Origin of the sequence: Crocosphaera sp. (assembly GCF_030064895.1) — a bacterium.
Taxonomy (GTDB): domain Bacteria; phylum Cyanobacteriota; class Cyanobacteriia; order Cyanobacteriales; family Microcystaceae; genus Crocosphaera.
In genome coordinates this window covers 1-16748 of the sequence record NZ_JASJEB010000114.1, presented here as the reverse complement: position 1 = coordinate 16748, position 16748 = coordinate 1, and the positions used below count along the sequence as shown (strand labels likewise).

Sequence of the window (16748 nt, the reverse complement as noted above, 5' to 3'; positions counted from 1 at the left end):
AGTAAGTGATCTGTCAACTATCTCGACCCGCTATCGCTGAGGTCTAGGTTTGCCAAAAAACCGAGAAATAGTATATTCACTTATTAAACATTAGGAGCGTTATAATTATGACCGACACGAAAGTTATGAGTATTGAACAAGTAATTAGTTTTTTAGATCCATTATTCTTAAAAAAAGGAGATAACTTTGATGCGATTGACAAAGCGATTTTAAGATATAGCTGGGAAGGGAAGAAATATGAGGATATGGTAATCTTAGGGTATTCTATAGGTTATATAAAAACTAACTTGGCTCCTAAGCTTTGGGAAAATTTAACGAACCTTTTAAGAGAAGCTGGGTTTATTGAAAACAATGAGAAAGTTTGCAAAAAGAGGTTCCGTTTTTTAATAGAACCGATCGTTAAACGCTACACATCTCATGATTTAGTTGGCCAAATCATTGCTAGTCGGTTTAAAATTATTAGCTTAAAGAATCGAGGCGAATTTGGTAATACTTATATTGGCGAAGATTTACAACTCAATAATCAACCATGTTTTATTAAGCAGTTAAAACTTAATTCAAACCCAAGGATTAAAAGGAATTTTGACAGGGAAACTGGAGCTTTATATCAGTTAGGTTGGCATTGCCAAATCCCCGGCTTATTAGCCCATTTTGAAGATGAAAATGGATATTTTTTGGCTCATCAATTTATCCCAGGCAGCCCCTTAAGTGATAAACTTTTAGAAGAGAATATAAGCAAACCTTGGTCTGAAGATAAGGTAATTAATCTAGTTGGCACTATTTTAAATATTCTCGAATTTGTTCATCAAAGAAATATCATTCATAGAGATATAAAACCATCAAATTTAATTGAAACACCTGATGGGGATATAGTCTTAATTAATTTTGGCTCCATCAAACAACTTGATGCCAACAATAAACGTACTTTTATAGGAACACCAGGGTATGCTGCCCCTGAACAACTTCATGGAATACCTCGTCAGTGCAGTGACATCTTTTCTCTAGGAATTATGGGGATTCAAGCATTAACTGGGGTTCCACCAACCGACTTTAACATTAATGCTCAAACGGGAGAGATTTTATGGCCAGAAACAGTATCTGTCTCAGATAAATTTGCAGGTATTTTGAAGAAAATGGTACAGTTCAATTTTCAGAAGCGTTATCAGTCAGTATCCAAAGTTGTCAAAGACTTTGCAAATTTGCTCTAATGTTTTTCTTTCAGTTTAGTTATTTTTCCGTTTCTGTAATATGTACTTTTATTTTTTAGGAAGTGTGTAATGTGTTTAATCAACAATCGCTATAAAATTATTGATTTACTAGGATCTGGAGCTTTTGGAGAGACACATCTAGCTGAGGATACAGATAATCATAATGAACGAGTAGTAGTTAAACGACTTAAGAGTGAGATATTTTCTGCTTGTTATCTTCAAAAAGTAAAAGAATTATTTACCAGAGAAGACCAAGCTCTCAGGAAGTTAGGAGAAAATAATTCGTGCATTCCGCAACAAAAAGATTTTTTTAAAGACGACAATAAAGATTGTTATTTAATCATGGAATATATTGAGGGAAACAATTTGAATAAGCAAGAACTTAGAGAAGGAAATAAACTACCCGAAACCGAAGTAATCAATTTGCTCTGCGAAGTTCTAAAAATTCTTGCAGTCGTTCACTCAGATAACTTAATTCATCGAGATATTAAACCAGAAAATATTATTCGCAGAACTAATAACAAGCAACTCGTATTAATTGATTTTGGTTGTGTTACAGAACGTCAAAATAGGGAGATTTCTGAAGGTCAAAAGAATACAGTGATTGGAACTTATCCTTATGCTTCTCCTGAACAATTAAACATAGAAGGGAAAATAAATTTTTGTAGTGATATTTATGCGGTAGGAATGATTGGAATTCAATCACTAATTGGGAGATGCCCCGAAAATTTAAACGATCCTAACAATGGGGAAATAGCTTGGGAACATCTATCATCGGCATCTAGAGATTTAAAAAAAGTTATTAGAAAAATGGTGAACTCAGATTCGCATAAACGCTATCAGACAGTCACGGAAGTATTACAAGCTCTTCAAAGGATTCAAGAAAATAATATATTCAACATATTTAAGCGTTCATCAATTCTCCCTTTTTGTTTTGGCATAAGTATTGGTATTTGTATTGGGGCTTTTGGCTATGTTAGATTATTCCAATCTACTATCTCTAAACCAATAGAAGAAAATACTGAACTTGCCAATGTTGACAATTTTGCCAACCAATTCTTGACTAAATGCGAAAACAAAATCAATCCAGAGCAAGAGATTATTAGGCAGAATGAGAAAGCAGAATTAAAAAGAAAAAAAAGGAAAATAAAGATTATTCGTATTGCTGTTATGATTCCTGGACAAGGTACTGAAGAATGTAGTCAAAATGAAATAATAAGCTATTCTTTAGAAAGTCTTAGAGGAATAGCAGACTCTCAAGAAAAATTGTTACCGTCTAACAATAGTGAATTAATACAAATCGTCATAGTCAATTATGACAATGACGACAACAAGGCCGAATATCTTGCCAAGGAGATTGCTAATGATACGAGTATTATGGGTGTTATTGTAGTAGGTTCATCCAGTAATAATAAAAAAGTCTTAGACGTAATTGAAAAATATAAAAAGCTAGTTATGATTACGCCAACCGCTTCAGCAACAACGCTAGGAAAAGATAGTTTTAATTTTCATAGAACAAATAGTTCTGATCTCAATACAGCTAAAAAAATAGCGAATAAAGTAAAGGAACTTCTTAAAAAAGATAAAAGCAAAAAGGTTGCTATTTTTTATAGTAGCGAAAAAGGTAGCTCATCTTATAGTAGTTTACTGAAGGATGATTTAATAAAATTTTTAGAAAAGGATGAGGTTATTCCCATTGATGTGAAAACAAAAAGGGATGAATATGAACAGCTAAAAAATAAGAATGTAGGAGCAATGATCCTCCTTCCAGAATTCGATAATATTGACTGGGCTATCGACTTGATTAAACGTAATAGCTCTTCTTACAAATTGCCCATTTTGGGCGGAGATACTCTTTATCAGGGTATAGTAATAGCTAACGCAGGGGAAGCAGCCAAGGGAATTATTATAAGTGCGCCTTGGGCTTATTCCCCGAACTCTTGTGGTCTGGGTAAAAAGTGGGGACCTATTAGTTGGCGAACAGCTACTACTTATGATGCTCTTCAAGCATTTGTTCATGCTATTAAGGCTCTTGAGGGGAAAAACATTAATCGAGGTTCTATTCATCAAAAAATTAAAGAAGTTAATCTGTCCAATGAAAATTGCCAAACTTCTGGTAAACTATTACGATTTTTTGACGATTCAGGTCAAAAAATAGATAGAGAACCAGATTTAGTTGAAATTACTGATGATAAAGAAAAGTGTCAAGGTCGCCAATATCCAAAGACTGGTTTATGCTACGCTAAGTTATATAATGAGAATTGAAGATTAAGTCTTTGGGGAGTGATTCCCATGTAGTGAAAGAATGTTAAGTCGTGTTTTTGTATAAATGGACAGTTAGAAAAACTGACCATAGATAATTCAATCAATACAATTACCTGATAACGTAGACCATAAACCATTACTTTAAATCCATAACTTCATGAAATCATTATCACTTATTCTTTTATTAACATTAGGGGTTTATCCTATTTCTTTGGTTCAAGCGCAAGCTCCACCTGCCGAGACTTATCAACCCGGTTACTGGCAACCCGTAGCTAGATTTGATACCAAAAGAATTGTAGAAGTTAATATTATTAATAACACAGATATTCCCATAGAATATGACTTAACCGATCTCGAAGCAATGAACCCTCAAAAGTTAGAACCAAAACAAACTGGAAATTTAAAAGGGTTCGGTAGTTCTGCTAATATTGTTATTTATCCCTTGGTTAATGATACCAGTGAATTTAATCTACGTTACACAGTAGAAATGGATGAAGATAATAATATTGTCAATGTTTCAGTCATCAAAGATCAGCCCAGTTTTTTAGGACATCGTTCCGTTAATTTACAACAAACCGGTGCAGTTTATCTGTACTAACATTTCTATAGTATTAGTCTCAATATAGTAGCGTGGGCAAACAAGAAACTTATCATCAAGTTGACAAAACTTGCCCACCTGAAAAGATTTATTGTTAATTTTCCTTTTTAATGCGGACGGAGAGACTCGAACTCTCACGCCAAAGACACTAGAACCTAAATCTAGCGCGTCTACCAATTCCGCCACGTCCGCATTTTGTTGTCCGACTTATTATCATAACATATTTGTTGATTAGTTTCAAGATATTTTTTTGCTTTTTCCTTTGGTCTTTGTCCTTGATTGACGAGAACGGGTCACAGTTGGTTTAGGGGGTTCCGTTGACATTTGGTCAGCATAAATAGGAACAGTAAAATGAAATTGACTACCATGATCTTTCCCTTGAGACTCTGCCCAAATTTTTCCACCCCAACCTCGAACAATTTGACGACAGATAGCCAACCCTAAACCAGTTCCCCCTGTACTGCGACGTAATGCCCCTTCTTCCTGGTAAAAACGGTCAAAGACAGTTTCTAGGCGTTTCGGTTCAATTCCTCTCCCTGTATCGCTTACAGTGACCTCTAAATGGTAAGGACTATTACAACTGACTTCTATGGTAATTTTGCCTTCTGTGCTGGTAAATTTACAAGCGTTATCCAATAACTTCGCCAAAACTTCCACTAACCACTCCCCATCAGCTTTAACTAACGGTAATTCATCCTTGACCCTATTTTCAATTTTAGGCAATGGTGTTTCTCGGTGACGGGCCCGTACATTACTTAAGGACAAATCCACACATTCGTGTAAATCTAAGGGTTCAATGTTCCATTCCACTCGCCCACTTTCCAACTGTGAGAGTGTTAAGAAATCTTGCACCAGTTTTCGCATTCTTTCTGCATCTTGTAAGGCGGTGTTGAGCATCACTTGACGCAACTCCGGGGACATATCTGGTTCTGAAGCTAAACTTTCTAAACAGACTTGAATAGTAGATAAAGGAGTTCTTAACTCGTGGCCAGTAATCGCAACTAAATTAGAACGAGTGCGATCAAGAGCTTCTAATTGTTCATTGAGATCCTGAAGATTAGCATAGGCTTCCGCTTGAATCAAAGCTACCCCAATTTGCGTGGCGATCGCATTAACCAACCCTACATCTTCCTCCTTCCAAGTCACAGGTTTAGGCCCACAATGATGCAATTCTAACATCCCTAAGAGTCGTCCTCGATAAAAAATCGGCACTAACATCCAGGATAAAATTGAACAACTATTGACTAATATCTGTAAAGATTTTCCTGATAATTTTCCTTCCTCTTGCTCACGGCTTAAGCGAGGATCATGGATAGCGTTATCAATAGTTAAAGCATCTCGTAATTCAACCACCTCTTGGAATAGAGGATTATGTTTGAGGGGCCAAGTTTGTCCTTTAATTGAAGCAATTCCTTGATTAAGAAATTCGTGTTCAATAGTGGCTGTGGTATCTGTTTCCTTGCAACGATACACTAAACAACGACAGACTCCCAAACCCTCCCCTAACTTTTGTACCGCGATTTGCAAAATTTCGTCGGGATCGAGGGATAAACGAATAGCAGTGGTAACTGAGTTAATTAAACGTTCTTTGTGTTCCTTGTCCCCTAAAGAACGATTCGCTTTAATCAGCTTATATTGACCCGCTTGAAGATAAGTCACTAACCGTTGTACAAAGGGGTCAGGATTATTGCTTGTAACATCCCAAGTGGTGTTATCAATATTGTTAGGTTGGGCAACAGTTTGGGTTACGATATCAGGGGGTAAATATTGTTGACGAGCAAATTCTGCCTTTTCTTGTAGCTCTGGACGATATTCAACAATGGTGTTTAAGAGGATATGAGCAGCCTGTTGTGTTACTTGGCGGTCAAAAGTCCAGATCCCTTCAAAACGACGATTATTATCAATCCCTCCTGTCATCCCTTGATTTTTGGAGACAATTTTTTCTTGACAAATTAAACAACTAGCATAACTAGCTCCCAGAACAATTAAATGCCATTCTTCGGTCAAGGTATCGTCCGAGTCAAAAGCAATAGTTTCATAATCTAGGGAACAGTTTTTAAACTCAGTTTCAGGGGCAGCCAGCACATAAACCTGATCGCTTTTTTGGGCGATTCTTCTATATCGCTGAGCCTCTTGACGATAAAACCTTTCTCGTTGAAAACTAGCGATAACCAACGGCTCTTCTAATCCTGCTAATACTTGATCTTCCATAGCATGAGATAAGGCCGTTAAGGAAGCCTTAAAATACATTTGAGGCCGCCATTGAGGAAAAATTTGCAGTAGTCGTGTTAAAACCGATTTTGATTTGCTCATCTAATGATTAGGTCCAGAGTATCCTAGCAAAATCCGACTCTTCTTGTCATTCTATCTTAAATGGAATTAGAGGATTTACCAACCGCTAGGTATAAAACTTACCGAAAATTTGGGTTTAAAGCCCCGTCCTAAAAGGACGGCTTTTCTAGGGTTTTCATGTAATCTCTTGTAACCTTTATTTTTGTCTAGGTACTTAGTCTAAGTCGATAAAAATGGTATAGCTGTGAACAATATTTTTTCTTAACACTTCTTAACGAATAAGCATTAACTACAGGGTTTTATCTGGGAAATTTAACAATTTAAGAACGATTTTAGAAAACACGCTTATAATCGGTACAGGATTCATTATGATCTGAACATACTTCTTAGTTAACCTTTACATTTAGTTATCATTTGTTGCAATGCCTCGAATACTAGTAATTGAAGATGATGATGCCATCAGAGACCTGATTGCCACCAATCTAGAGATGGCCGGTTATGACATCAAGCAAGCACCAGACGGCATTAAAGGACAGGCGTTAGCCGTTCAATTACAGCCTGATTTAATCATGCTTGATTTAATGTTGCCCAAAGTGGACGGTTTTACCGTTTGCCAAAGACTTCGCCGGGATGAGCGTACTGCGGATATTCCCGTGTTGATGTTATCAGCTTTGGGTCAAACCCAAGATAAAGTAGAAGGATTTAATGCTGGTGCGGATGATTATTTGACCAAACCTTTTGAGTTAGCAGAAATGCTGGCTAGAGTCCGGGCTTTATTAAGACGAACCGATCGCATTCCCCAAGCGGCTAAACATTCAGAAATACTAAATTATGGTCCATTGACCTTAATTCCTGAGCGTTTTGAAGCTATCTGGTTTGAAGATACCGTTAAGTTAACTCACCTAGAATTTGAGTTGCTACACTGCTTATTACAACGTCACGGTCAAACTGTTTCTCCCAGCGAAATTCTTAAGGAAGTGTGGGGATATGATCCTGATGACGATATTGAGACTATTCGTGTCCATATTCGTCATTTACGGACAAAACTCGAACCAGACCCCAGACATCCTTGCTATATCAAAACTGTTTACGGAGCAGGTTACTGTTTAGAGTTACCCAGTTCTGAACAGATGCCTTTATCTACCGATGCGGCAGTAGTGTAAATGGTTCCGAAACATAGGGATTTCTTTGTGACACAATCCCTGAATGATGTGGAAGTGGGGGGACATCTCAAACATTGGTTCACTGGAAAAAAGTGGACAATGCAGTAAGATCATAAATCCGAGGAATCATATTTTCCCTTTATGTCGCCCCCCATTCAACTTCTTTCCCCTGAGATTGTTAATTTAATCGCAGCCGGAGAGGTAATTGACTCCTTAGCTGCTGTAGTTCGTGAATTGGTTGAAAATGCCATTGACGCACAAGCTACCCGTTTAACCATTTCAGTGTTCCCTGAACTTTGGCAAGTGATGGTGACTGATAATGGGAGGGGAATGTCACTGGAAAACTTACGTCATTGCGCTCAGGCACATCATACCAGCAAAATTTTTGATTTAGATGATCTCTGGAAAATTACCAGTTTAGGGTTTCGCGGAGAAGCTTTATTTAGTATTGCTCAAGTCGGTCAATTGAGCATTCAGAGTTGTCATGCTACGGATGATAGTAACGGATGGTTGGTTGAGTATAATCAGCAAGGGGAAGTTATCCAAAAATCAACCGCCCCAATGGCACCAGGAACCATTGTGACAGCTTCTAACCTGTTCGGGTCTATTCCTGTCCGTCGTCAAGGTTTACCAACCTTCTCGCAGCAATTAAAAGCGATACAGGGAATAATTGAGAATCTAGCCCTGTCTCATCCCCAAATTACTTGGCAAGTTCACCACAATCATAAACTTTGGTTGAGTATCAGTACGGGAAAAACCTCGCAACACATTTTACCTCAATTATTGAAGCGAGTCCATTTTCATGATTTACAGTTTCTCTGTGATACTTTAGTAACTCCTAACAATGAAGAGGCTAAGATAGAGATGGTTTTGGGATTGCCTGATCGCACTTCACGAGGTCGTTTGGACTGGTTAAAAATAGCAGTTAATGGCCGTGTAGTGCGATCGCCTCAATTAGAACAAACTATATTGGGGGCATTGAGTCGAACTTTACCCAAAGGACGTTTTCCTGTTGCCTTTTGCCACCTTATGATACCACCCTCAGAAATTGATTGGAATCGTCATCCGGCTAAAACAGAAATTTATTTACAGTCTTTGGAATTTTGGCAAGAAAAAGTTACAGAAATTATAGAAAAGGCTTTAAAATTATCTCCTATCACTATTACTACAGGAGAACAAAATCAGCGTGTTAAAAAGTTGTTGAAAGCGTCAGAAAATAAGGGAAGTTATCAAGTTAGTCCTTCAACTGCTAGTGAGTTAGAATTAATGAAATTGCGAGCGGTAGGGCAAGTCAATAAAACTTACATTGTAGCCGAACATTCTCAAGGTTTATGGTTAGTAGAACAACATATTGCCCACGAAAGAATTTTATATGAACAGTTACAAGACAAATGGCAATTAATTCCTGTACAACAAGCCATTATTTTAACCCAATTATCTCTTAAACAAGTGGAACAATTAGAAAGAATTGGTTTAGAAATTGAACCATTTGGGGACAATACTTGGGCAGTGAGGAATGTTCCTAGATTATTAGAAAATCGAGAAGATTGTACAGATGCTTTGATAGAATTAAGTCTAGGAGGAGACTTAGAAAGCGCACAGGTAGCCGTTGCTTGTCGCAGTGCCATTCGTAACGGCATAGTATTAGAAATGAACCAAATGCAAGAACTTTTAGATAATTGGAAAAAAACCCGTAATCCTCGCACTTGTCCCCACGGAAGACCTATCTATTTATCTTTAGAAGAATCTTCTTTGTCTCGCTTTTTTCGTCGTCATTGGGTTATTGGGAAAAGTCATGGAATATAAGTTTTATTGTTGAATTGGCTAACTTTTTTTATGCGTCGAGAATAAATTTTTTATAAACTCTTTCGACAATTAATAATTATCCATTATCCATTTTTTAGAGGTAGAAGAAATGTTAGGAATACAATTCAGGAGACACGAGTTTATCGAGAGATTGAGCAAGAAAGAAAAGAAGTAGAAGCACGATCGCTTATTTTCCGCCAACTAACCAAACGAGTAGGAGAATTATCCCCAGAAGTCCATCAAAGCGTTGAAAATTTGTCTTTAGAACAATTAGAAAACCTTGGTGAAGCACTACTTGATTTTAACAATATGGCTGACTTAGAAAATTGGTTAAAAGGAGACAACGGGGAAAATTAATCTTTGAGAATGTTATATTGAAGACGAAAATAATTTTTGTGGGGTGCTAGGACGTGCGAGTATTACTTATTTATCCAGTATTTCCGCCAACCTTTTGGTCCTATGACAAAAGCTTGGAGTTAGTCAATCGTAAAGTTTTATTACCACCTTTGGGTCTAATTACCGTTGCTGGAATTTTACCGCAAACCTGGGAATTTAAACTCTGCGATCGCAATATTAGAGAGGTAACGGAAGCAGAATGGGAGTGGGCCGAAATGGTGCTTTTTTCGGCCATGATTGTCCAAAAACCAGATTTAATCGCGCAAATAAAAGAAGCGAAAAGACGGGGTAAATGTGTTGTTGTAGGGGGTCCCTACGCTACCTCAGTCCCCTCAGAAGTACGAGAGGCCGGGGCAGACTTTCTAGTTTTAGATGAAGGAGAAATCACTCTCCCTATGTTTGTTGAAGCGTTGCAGCGAGGAGAAACCCAAGCAACTATCCGCACCCAAGAAAAACCAGATGTTACCCTAACTCCTATTCCTCGGTACGACTTATTAGAGTTAGACGCTTATGACTCCATGTCCGTGCAGTTTTCTAGGGGATGTCCGTTTCAATGTGAATTTTGCGACATTATTGTTTTGTATGGACGTAAACCACGCACCAAAACCCCTGCACAACTACTGAAAGAGTTGGACTATCTTTATGAGTTAGGATGGCGACGGGGTGTGTTTATGGTAGATGATAATTTTATTGGCAATAAACGCAACGTTAAATTATTACTCAAAGAATTAAAAGTTTGGCAAAAAGAACATCAATATCCCTTCCGTTTTAATACCGAAGCATCGGTTGATCTCGCTCAAGATGCTGAGTTGATGGAGTTGATGGTAGAATCTAATTTTGATGCTGTATTTTTAGGCATTGAAACCCCCGATGAAGATAGTTTAAAACTAACTAAAAAGTTCCAAAATACCCGTGATTCTTTAACTGATACCATTGATACTTTAATTCGTGCTGGTTTGCGTCCTATGGCCGGGTTTATTATTGGTTTTGATGGAGAAAAAATTGGGGCTGCTTCCCGTATTATTAGCTTTGTAGAAAATGCTGCCATTCCTACAGCTATGTTTGGAATGTTACAAGCACTCCCCCATACGGCCTTATGGCATCGTTTAGAAAAAGAAGGAAGACTAAGAGTTGATAATAGTAAACTAGATATCAATCAAAGTACCTTAATGAACTTTGTTCCCACTCGTCCTATTGAAGATATTGCTCGAGAATATATAGAAGCTTTTTGGACATTATACGATGCAGAAATTTTCTTAGACCGAACTTATCGTTGTTTCTTAAAGTTAGGTGCGCCTAAATGTCATGCCCCTTTTAAGTTTCCCAGTTGGGTTGATTTACGAGCTTTAGCTATTGTTGTTTGGCGACAAGGGTTTAAACGGAAAACCCGTTGGAAATTTTGGCATCATTTCTTTGGTATTCTTAAACATAATACTCCTGTTTGGGAACATTATTTAACTGTCTGCGCTCACAACGAACATTTTATAGAATATCGTCAAATTGTTCGCAATGAAATTGAACAACAGTTACAAGAATTTTTAACCAGAGAAAAACAACAAATTCGCCAAAAAGTCAACGCTTAACAACAGTATCAAAATTAAGAAATCTTTTTTATAAAAGATTTCTTGGACTCTTTAATCATTATGGGAATACCCCTATAAATCCTACCTACCGAGGCTGATATAGTTGGTACAGAGGGGAAATTCCCTAATGGATAATACCAAATACGATTTAGATACCCCCTGTTGAAATTGATAGCTGAAAACTTGAAAACCCTCCTGCCTCCTGCCCCCTGCCCCCTGCCTCCTGCCTCTTCTAAAAGATAAGATTGGTTTGACAGCAAGACTTAGTATAAAGTATCTAGAGGGATTTAGTTGAAAAAAAGTAAAATCAAATAGAGAAATGAAACATTGATTAAAAAAGCCTTAATATTTGGCTAAATTTCGAGAAAGGAAGAATATAATAAACTCAGAGAAATAATTAGTAGAAAATAAAAAATTTCTATCTTAAAATTTGTTTTGTGTAAGGAGTAACTAACTGTGCATCTGACGGCAAATCATCGTGTTGCGATTCTACTTGATGAAGGAGTGAAAGGGAGTCATGGAAAAACAGGATTAGCTTATATACGCTACGGACAAGCTGCCATCGCTGCCATTATCGATGCTCAAACCGCCGGACAATCCTTAGAAAAAGTAGCAGGTATGGCCAAAGATATCCCTATAGTTGCCGACTTACAAACAGCCTTAGCCTACAAACCAGATGTCTTATTAATCGGTATTGCCCCTTCTGGGGGTATTTTATCCGATCGCCTATTAGAAGAAATTAAACAAGGAATTAAAGCCGGTTTATCCGTTGTCAATGGGTTACATACACCTTTAGCACCCTATTTTGATAGATTACAACCGCAACAATGGATCTGGGATATACGCCAAGAACCAACTGGGTTAGCGATCGCCCTAGCTAAAGCGCAATCTCTCAGTTGTAGACGAATTTTAACAGTTGGTACCGATATGATTGTCGGGAAAATGTCCACCTGTTTAGAATGTCATGAGGCCGCTCAAAAACGGGGTCTAAAATCAAAATTCCTCGGCACTGGACAAGGAGGAATTATGATCGCAGGAGAGGGTATTCCCCTAGATGCGATTAGAGTTGATTTTGCTGCCGGGGCAGTGGAAAAAATGGTCTTAGAAGCAGCAGAAAACTATGATATTCTTTGGATAGAAGGTCAAGGATCTTTGCTCCATCCAGGCTCAACAGCCACCTTACCTTTGATCAGAGGTAGCCAACCCACAGATTTAATTTTAGTACATCGTGTGGGACAAACCCAGATCCATAACGCCCCCCAGGTTGCTATTCCCCCTCTACCAGAGGTGATCGAATTATACGAACAAGTAGCTAAGGTTGGCGGTGCAACCGATCCCGTTAAAGTCAAAGCGATCGCCCTCAATACCTTTCATCTAGAAGAAAAAGAAGCCAAAAAAGCCATAGAAACCACTCAAGAAACCACCGGACTTCCCTCTACCGATGTGGTCAGATTTGGGGGGGATTATTTGTTGGATTATATTTTCTAGTGGTTTTTTGGATCATGTCATTCTGAGGTAGGAACGATCGCTTTGATGTTCCCATTCTATTTTCAGCAAGATTTTAGGTAATATCACCAATTAAATAGAAGATTAGAGAAAAATTTGAGCTTTATGTTCAGAAAGGGAAATTTTTGGGAACTTTAGAATTAGCAAATTAACTAGAGAAGAGGTGATATCCGTGTAGATACCACCAAGGGTAAACCACTAATTTACCTATAAACTCGGTTATTTGTAATTTCTCTAAACCTCAAGTCAGTGGGATTTTGTGATGCAAGTGCAAGCAGTAAATTTAGGGGTAAATATTCATCCTATGTTCAACCCAACTAATCGTCTTTTTTGTCGTTTAGATGGATTGAGTCCAGCCGTTCGAGAACAAAAAAGAGCCAATATATTAAAACAATTACGACTCTTAGATACCGAAACCATTCCCATTTTTGATGAGGCAACCCAAACTGCAGCCCGTTTCATAGAAACTCCCATCTGTCTGTTAGGCGTAATGGTTCAAGATCAGTTTTGCCTCAAATCAGCCGTAGGACTATCAAGATTAGGGCTGATGAACAATTTAGCCTCAACACGCAAAATTGCGCGTCAAGAAGCCTTGAGTACCTACGTTGTCGATAGTCAACAACCCTTAGTTATTTATGACACTTTACAAGACCAGATTTTTGCCAGCAGTTCTCTTGTACAAGATTACGGGGTTCGAGCCTTTTTAGGCACTCCTTTAATCACAGCAGAAGGGCAATGTTTGGGAGCCTTAGCAGTGATGGATTTAATTCCCCGTCAATTTAGTGCCAGAGATGTAGAATTTCTCTCTATAACTGCCCGTTGGTGTTTACGGGAATTTGAACGCAATCATCTACTGAAAACTCAATCTCTCCAGGAGGATCAATGCTTAAACCTGATGACCTCTAACTTTTCTGCCCCTGAGAGTTCTCGGTCTAGTTCATCATCAGGATCTGCATCGTCCATCAATACCATTAAACTGCAATTATTACGGCAGTTGACCGGGGAATTTCGTACTCCCTTAACCTCTGTGATTGGTATGGCGAGCGTTTTACAGGGTGAAGTATTTGGTTCTTTGAACCTCAAACAAAAAGAATATTTAAAAATCATCCACGATAGCGGTCAACAGATGAATTCTTTGGTCAAGGGGATTCTAAATTTAGGAATTTCCTACAAGAATGATCGTGAACTACAATTAAACCCCGTCAACATCGAAATGCTGGCGCAAAACACTATTAACAGTTTAGCTGAACTGGTCAATCAAAAACAACAAAAGTTACGCCTCTCCGTTGAACCTGGAAAACGGATATGGCTGTTAGATAAAGAAATTGTCCGCCAAAGCTTGTATTACCTGGTCATGAGTATTCTCGAGTCGGGAGAAGTAGGAGGAGAAGTCCGTATTCATATCTCTCGTCGTAGTAAAACTGTGAATATCGCGGTTTGGTTATCTCATCCTTGGTTGGGAGATGGTTTACCCCAAGTCAATGTTCATCCCTTATTGAATCAGAACAAATTAACCCACTCCCATCATTCTGTCAATTCTCTTGAAACGAATCAAACAGTTACGGCAACAGCAGATGACTATATCTTGCGCACTTCTTACCTGGAAACATTACTCTATGCAGAAGAACAAAAGGAACGATCTTCTCAAAACCCTCAAGAATTATTGGGTTTACTCTTAAGTTGTCATCTCATTGAAGATCATGGGGGTAAAATTGTGGTTCAAGGTTCCCCAGAAGCCGGCTATCGTTATGTTTTAATGTTGCCTAAAATTGGCACAGACACAGAAACTTCAACTTATTAAGATGGTTAAATCAGAGTCGGGTTGCCCATTCTAAGCTAAAATACTTTGTGTCTTGAATAATGTTAAGATACCCTTCTCTAAAACTACGCCCATGTCTAAGGTTGACGATAATGCCCTGGTTTGCACCGTTTTACCCACCTTTAACGAAAGTGGTAATATCACCGACTTAATTGAACGTCTGATGGCTAGTGTCTCTCCCCCTTATCTCGTCTTGGTGATTGATGATGATTCCCCAGATAAAACCTGGAAGATTGTAGCAGACATGGCTGCATCCGCACCTTATGCTCCTGGGGAGAAGGAAATTAAGTCCGGTATTGCTTTAGTCCGTCGCCTGGAAGAAAAGGGCTTAACCTCTGCCATTCAACGAGGGATTGATGAAGCAATACAGACCTATAATGCCAAGATTGTCACTTGGATGGATTGCGATTTATCTATGCCCCCTGAAGATGTGCCAAAATTGGTCGAAGCCATTAGACAAGGAGAGACTGACGTTGCAGTGGGTTCCCGTTGGGTCAAAGGGGGAACTGATGTTGCTCATGGTTTGATGGCACGGATGTTAAGTTGGATTATTAATAACTTTGCTATGTTATTGTTGGGTCGCAAAGTTCATGACTATACAAGTGGCTTTGTTGCTGCACGGTCGGAAGTTTTACAAAAAATTCGCCTCAAAGGAGATTATGGGGAATATTGTATTGATTTATTATGTCGGGCTGCTAGACTCGATTATCAGATGAAAGAATTACCTTATATTTGTGTGCCTCGTACTTCTGGAGAAAGTAAAACGGGCATTAATTTATGGGATTATTTGAGTAAAGGTCGTAAATATGTTTCTACTATTGTTATGCTCTGGTTAAAGCGAGACAGTTAATTATCGATTATCTGATAATAATTATTGTTTAAGGGTCACAAAAGAAGGATAATAAAGAACGATGTTTTCTTTTATACCTATTTAACGATTATGCCCTTACCAACTAATCTTGTCACACTTGAGGGAAACCCACTTCCTGCCGGCGAATTAGAAAACAAAGTGATTCTTTTTGTTAATGTTGCCAGTAAATGTGGTTTAACCCCTCAATATTCTGGTTTGGTACAACTGGACAAAAAATATGGTGAACGTGGATTTAAGGTAGTTGCTGTTCCTTGTAATCAGTTTGGTGAACAAGAACCGGGAACCCCTGCTGAAATTAAAGAGTTTGCCAGTAGCAACTATAATGTTGAATTTACTTTACTGGAAAAACAAGATGTGAATGGGTCTAACCGTAGCCCCCTTTACCAGTTCTTAGTTAAGGATGGTGAAGATATTGGCTGGAACTTTGGTAAGTTTTTAGTGGGTCGTGATGGTGAAGTGGTAGAACGTTTTGAACCAACTACTCCTCCTGATGATGCCCAACTTGAAACTGCTATTGAGAAAGCATTAGGTTAAGAAGTAAATATAATGGAGGAATCAGGAGTTAGAATTTTTTGATAAATATCTCTTCTTCCTGATTCCCTGCTTAAGACCAAGCCGTGATAATTGTTGATAATAATTGAGCTAATTCGTGATATAGTTTAAGTCAGTTTTGACAGATAATTTGTGAGTTTTTTATGGAATCTTCTAACACTGGTGCTGATGCAGTTGATAAGGCAATTGCTCAAGGAATTGATTTGGACGGAACACCCATACCACCTGAAAAATTAAATCTATACCAGGAAGTTATGGCATTAGAAGGGCAACGCAAACGTAGTGGTGTCACTAATACTATGCGTTCTCGAATTGTTAGAATTGGGGCTAAACATCTTTCTCTTGAAGAACTTAATCAACGTCTAATCTCCGCAGAGTTTCCTCCACTTAAAGATAAAGAGATTGCTTTTTATTATGGTGGAAAATAATCAGAATAGATTAGGTGATTATGTAGTAATTGCTCCATTAAGTCAATTTAGTGGGACATAAAAATATGTTGTACCAGAGGGAATTAATGTCGCAGAGTATAAGTCTGTTGCAATATGGTGTCTTGACATACTCCCACCACTAATTGCTCCGCGCTTGTGTAGCAATATAGTGGGGGATTCTCTCCGTATCACTACTAGAGATTCCTTGTTCAACGAGACAACTTAGATTATCAATGTTGCCATTAACAACCCAGAGGTCGG

Annotated in this window: 13 protein-coding genes and 1 tRNA gene; 12 read left to right on the top strand and 2 right to left on the bottom strand. The window is 38.2% G+C overall.

Translation table 11 applies throughout. From position 1 onward, the window contains the following. The first annotated feature begins 107 nt into the window (after positions 1-107). The 3 genes from QNJ66_RS21460 to QNJ66_RS21450 all read left to right on the top strand — a co-directional run bounded on the left by QNJ66_RS21460 (position 108) and on the right by QNJ66_RS21450 (position 4071). Positions 108-1208 carry a serine/threonine-protein kinase gene (locus tag QNJ66_RS21460; RefSeq protein WP_300510600.1) on the top strand — a complete coding sequence of 367 codons (1101 nt, stop codon included), beginning with the start codon at positions 108-110 and terminating at the stop codon, positions 1206-1208. A 69-nt stretch (positions 1209-1277) separates the two neighbouring features. After that, positions 1278-3473, top strand: coding sequence for a bifunctional serine/threonine-protein kinase/ABC transporter substrate-binding protein (locus QNJ66_RS21455; RefSeq protein WP_300510599.1), 2196 nt, complete (start codon positions 1278-1280; stop codon positions 3471-3473). Positions 3474-3630: 157 nt separating this feature from the next. Next, the gene (locus QNJ66_RS21450; RefSeq protein ID WP_300510598.1) at positions 3631-4071 is read left to right on the top strand and encodes a hypothetical protein; all 441 of its coding nucleotides are present in this window, start codon (positions 3631-3633) and stop codon (positions 4069-4071) included. 111 nt (positions 4072-4182) lie between these two features. On the opposite strand, the gene QNJ66_RS21445 is transcribed toward QNJ66_RS21450, so the two are convergent. Together QNJ66_RS21445 and QNJ66_RS21440 are read right to left on the bottom strand one after the other, a co-directional pair. After that, positions 4183-4263 (bottom strand) — tRNA-Leu (locus QNJ66_RS21445). A 45-nt stretch (positions 4264-4308) separates the two neighbouring features. After that, positions 4309-6384, bottom strand: a complete 2076-nt coding sequence (locus QNJ66_RS21440; RefSeq protein ID WP_300510596.1) for a DICT sensory domain-containing protein — start codon at positions 6382-6384, stop codon at positions 4309-4311. 401 nt (positions 6385-6785) lie between these two features. Between QNJ66_RS21440 and QNJ66_RS21435 the strand changes: the two genes are divergently transcribed. The 9 genes from QNJ66_RS21435 to QNJ66_RS21395 all read left to right on the top strand — a co-directional run bounded on the left by QNJ66_RS21435 (position 6786) and on the right by QNJ66_RS21395 (position 16487). Then, positions 6786-7526 carry a response regulator transcription factor gene (locus tag QNJ66_RS21435; protein WP_300510594.1) on the top strand — a complete coding sequence of 247 codons (741 nt, stop codon included), beginning with the start codon at positions 6786-6788 and terminating at the stop codon, positions 7524-7526. Between the two features lie 141 nt (positions 7527-7667). Next, positions 7668-9332 (top strand): DNA mismatch repair endonuclease MutL, encoded by a 1665-nt coding sequence (gene mutL, locus QNJ66_RS21430; protein ID WP_300510592.1) that lies wholly within the window; start codon positions 7668-7670, stop codon positions 9330-9332. 45 nt (positions 9333-9377) lie between these two features. Next, on the top strand, positions 9378-9689 hold the full coding sequence (locus tag QNJ66_RS26280; RefSeq protein ID WP_366146307.1) for a DUF4351 domain-containing protein: 312 nt from the start codon (positions 9378-9380) through the stop codon (positions 9687-9689). A 53-nt stretch (positions 9690-9742) separates the two neighbouring features. Continuing rightward, entirely contained in the window at positions 9743-11311 is a 1569-nt protein-coding gene (locus QNJ66_RS21420) for a B12-binding domain-containing radical SAM protein (protein WP_300510590.1), read from the top strand. Between the two features lie 456 nt (positions 11312-11767). Then, positions 11768-12799, top strand: a complete 1032-nt coding sequence (locus QNJ66_RS21415) for a DUF1611 domain-containing protein (protein ID WP_300510588.1) — start codon at positions 11768-11770, stop codon at positions 12797-12799. Between the two features lie 280 nt (positions 12800-13079). Beyond that, positions 13080-14618, top strand: a complete 1539-nt coding sequence (locus tag QNJ66_RS21410) for a GAF domain-containing sensor histidine kinase (protein WP_300510653.1) — start codon at positions 13080-13082, stop codon at positions 14616-14618. A 91-nt stretch (positions 14619-14709) separates the two neighbouring features. After that, positions 14710-15486: a polyprenol monophosphomannose synthase gene (locus QNJ66_RS21405; RefSeq protein WP_300510587.1), complete on the top strand. Its 777-nt coding sequence runs from the start codon at positions 14710-14712 to the stop codon at positions 15484-15486. Positions 15487-15576: 90 nt separating this feature from the next. After that, positions 15577-16041, top strand: a complete 465-nt coding sequence (locus QNJ66_RS21400; RefSeq protein WP_300510586.1) for a glutathione peroxidase — start codon at positions 15577-15579, stop codon at positions 16039-16041. A gap of 161 nt (positions 16042-16202) precedes the next feature. Then, positions 16203-16487, top strand: a complete 285-nt coding sequence (locus QNJ66_RS21395) for a DUF4090 family protein (RefSeq protein WP_300510584.1) — start codon at positions 16203-16205, stop codon at positions 16485-16487. The last annotated feature ends 261 nt before the right edge of the window (positions 16488-16748 follow it).

What these genes read in the sequence shown, in the direction of transcription:
- QNJ66_RS21410 (WP_300510653.1), top strand. Translation starts at nt 13,080, where the DNA reads ATGCAAGTGCAAGCAGTAAATTTAGGGGTAAATATTCATCCTATGTTC.
- QNJ66_RS21455 (WP_300510599.1), top strand. Translation starts at nt 1,278, where the DNA reads ATGTGTTTAATCAACAATCGCTATAAAATTATTGATTTACTAGGATCT.
- QNJ66_RS21395 (WP_300510584.1), top strand. Translation starts at nt 16,203, where the DNA reads ATGGAATCTTCTAACACTGGTGCTGATGCAGTTGATAAGGCAATTGCT.
- QNJ66_RS21435 (WP_300510594.1), top strand. Translation starts at nt 6,786, where the DNA reads ATGCCTCGAATACTAGTAATTGAAGATGATGATGCCATCAGAGACCTG.
- QNJ66_RS21405 (WP_300510587.1), top strand. Translation starts at nt 14,710, where the DNA reads ATGTCTAAGGTTGACGATAATGCCCTGGTTTGCACCGTTTTACCCACC.
- mutL (WP_300510592.1), top strand. Translation starts at nt 7,668, where the DNA reads ATGTCGCCCCCCATTCAACTTCTTTCCCCTGAGATTGTTAATTTAATC.
- QNJ66_RS21450 (WP_300510598.1), top strand. Translation starts at nt 3,631, where the DNA reads ATGAAATCATTATCACTTATTCTTTTATTAACATTAGGGGTTTATCCT.
- QNJ66_RS21400 (WP_300510586.1), top strand. Translation starts at nt 15,577, where the DNA reads ATGCCCTTACCAACTAATCTTGTCACACTTGAGGGAAACCCACTTCCT.
- QNJ66_RS21440 (WP_300510596.1), bottom strand. Translation starts at nt 6,384, where the DNA reads ATGAGCAAATCAAAATCGGTTTTAACACGACTACTGCAAATTTTTCCT.
- QNJ66_RS21460 (WP_300510600.1), top strand. Translation starts at nt 108, where the DNA reads ATGACCGACACGAAAGTTATGAGTATTGAACAAGTAATTAGTTTTTTA.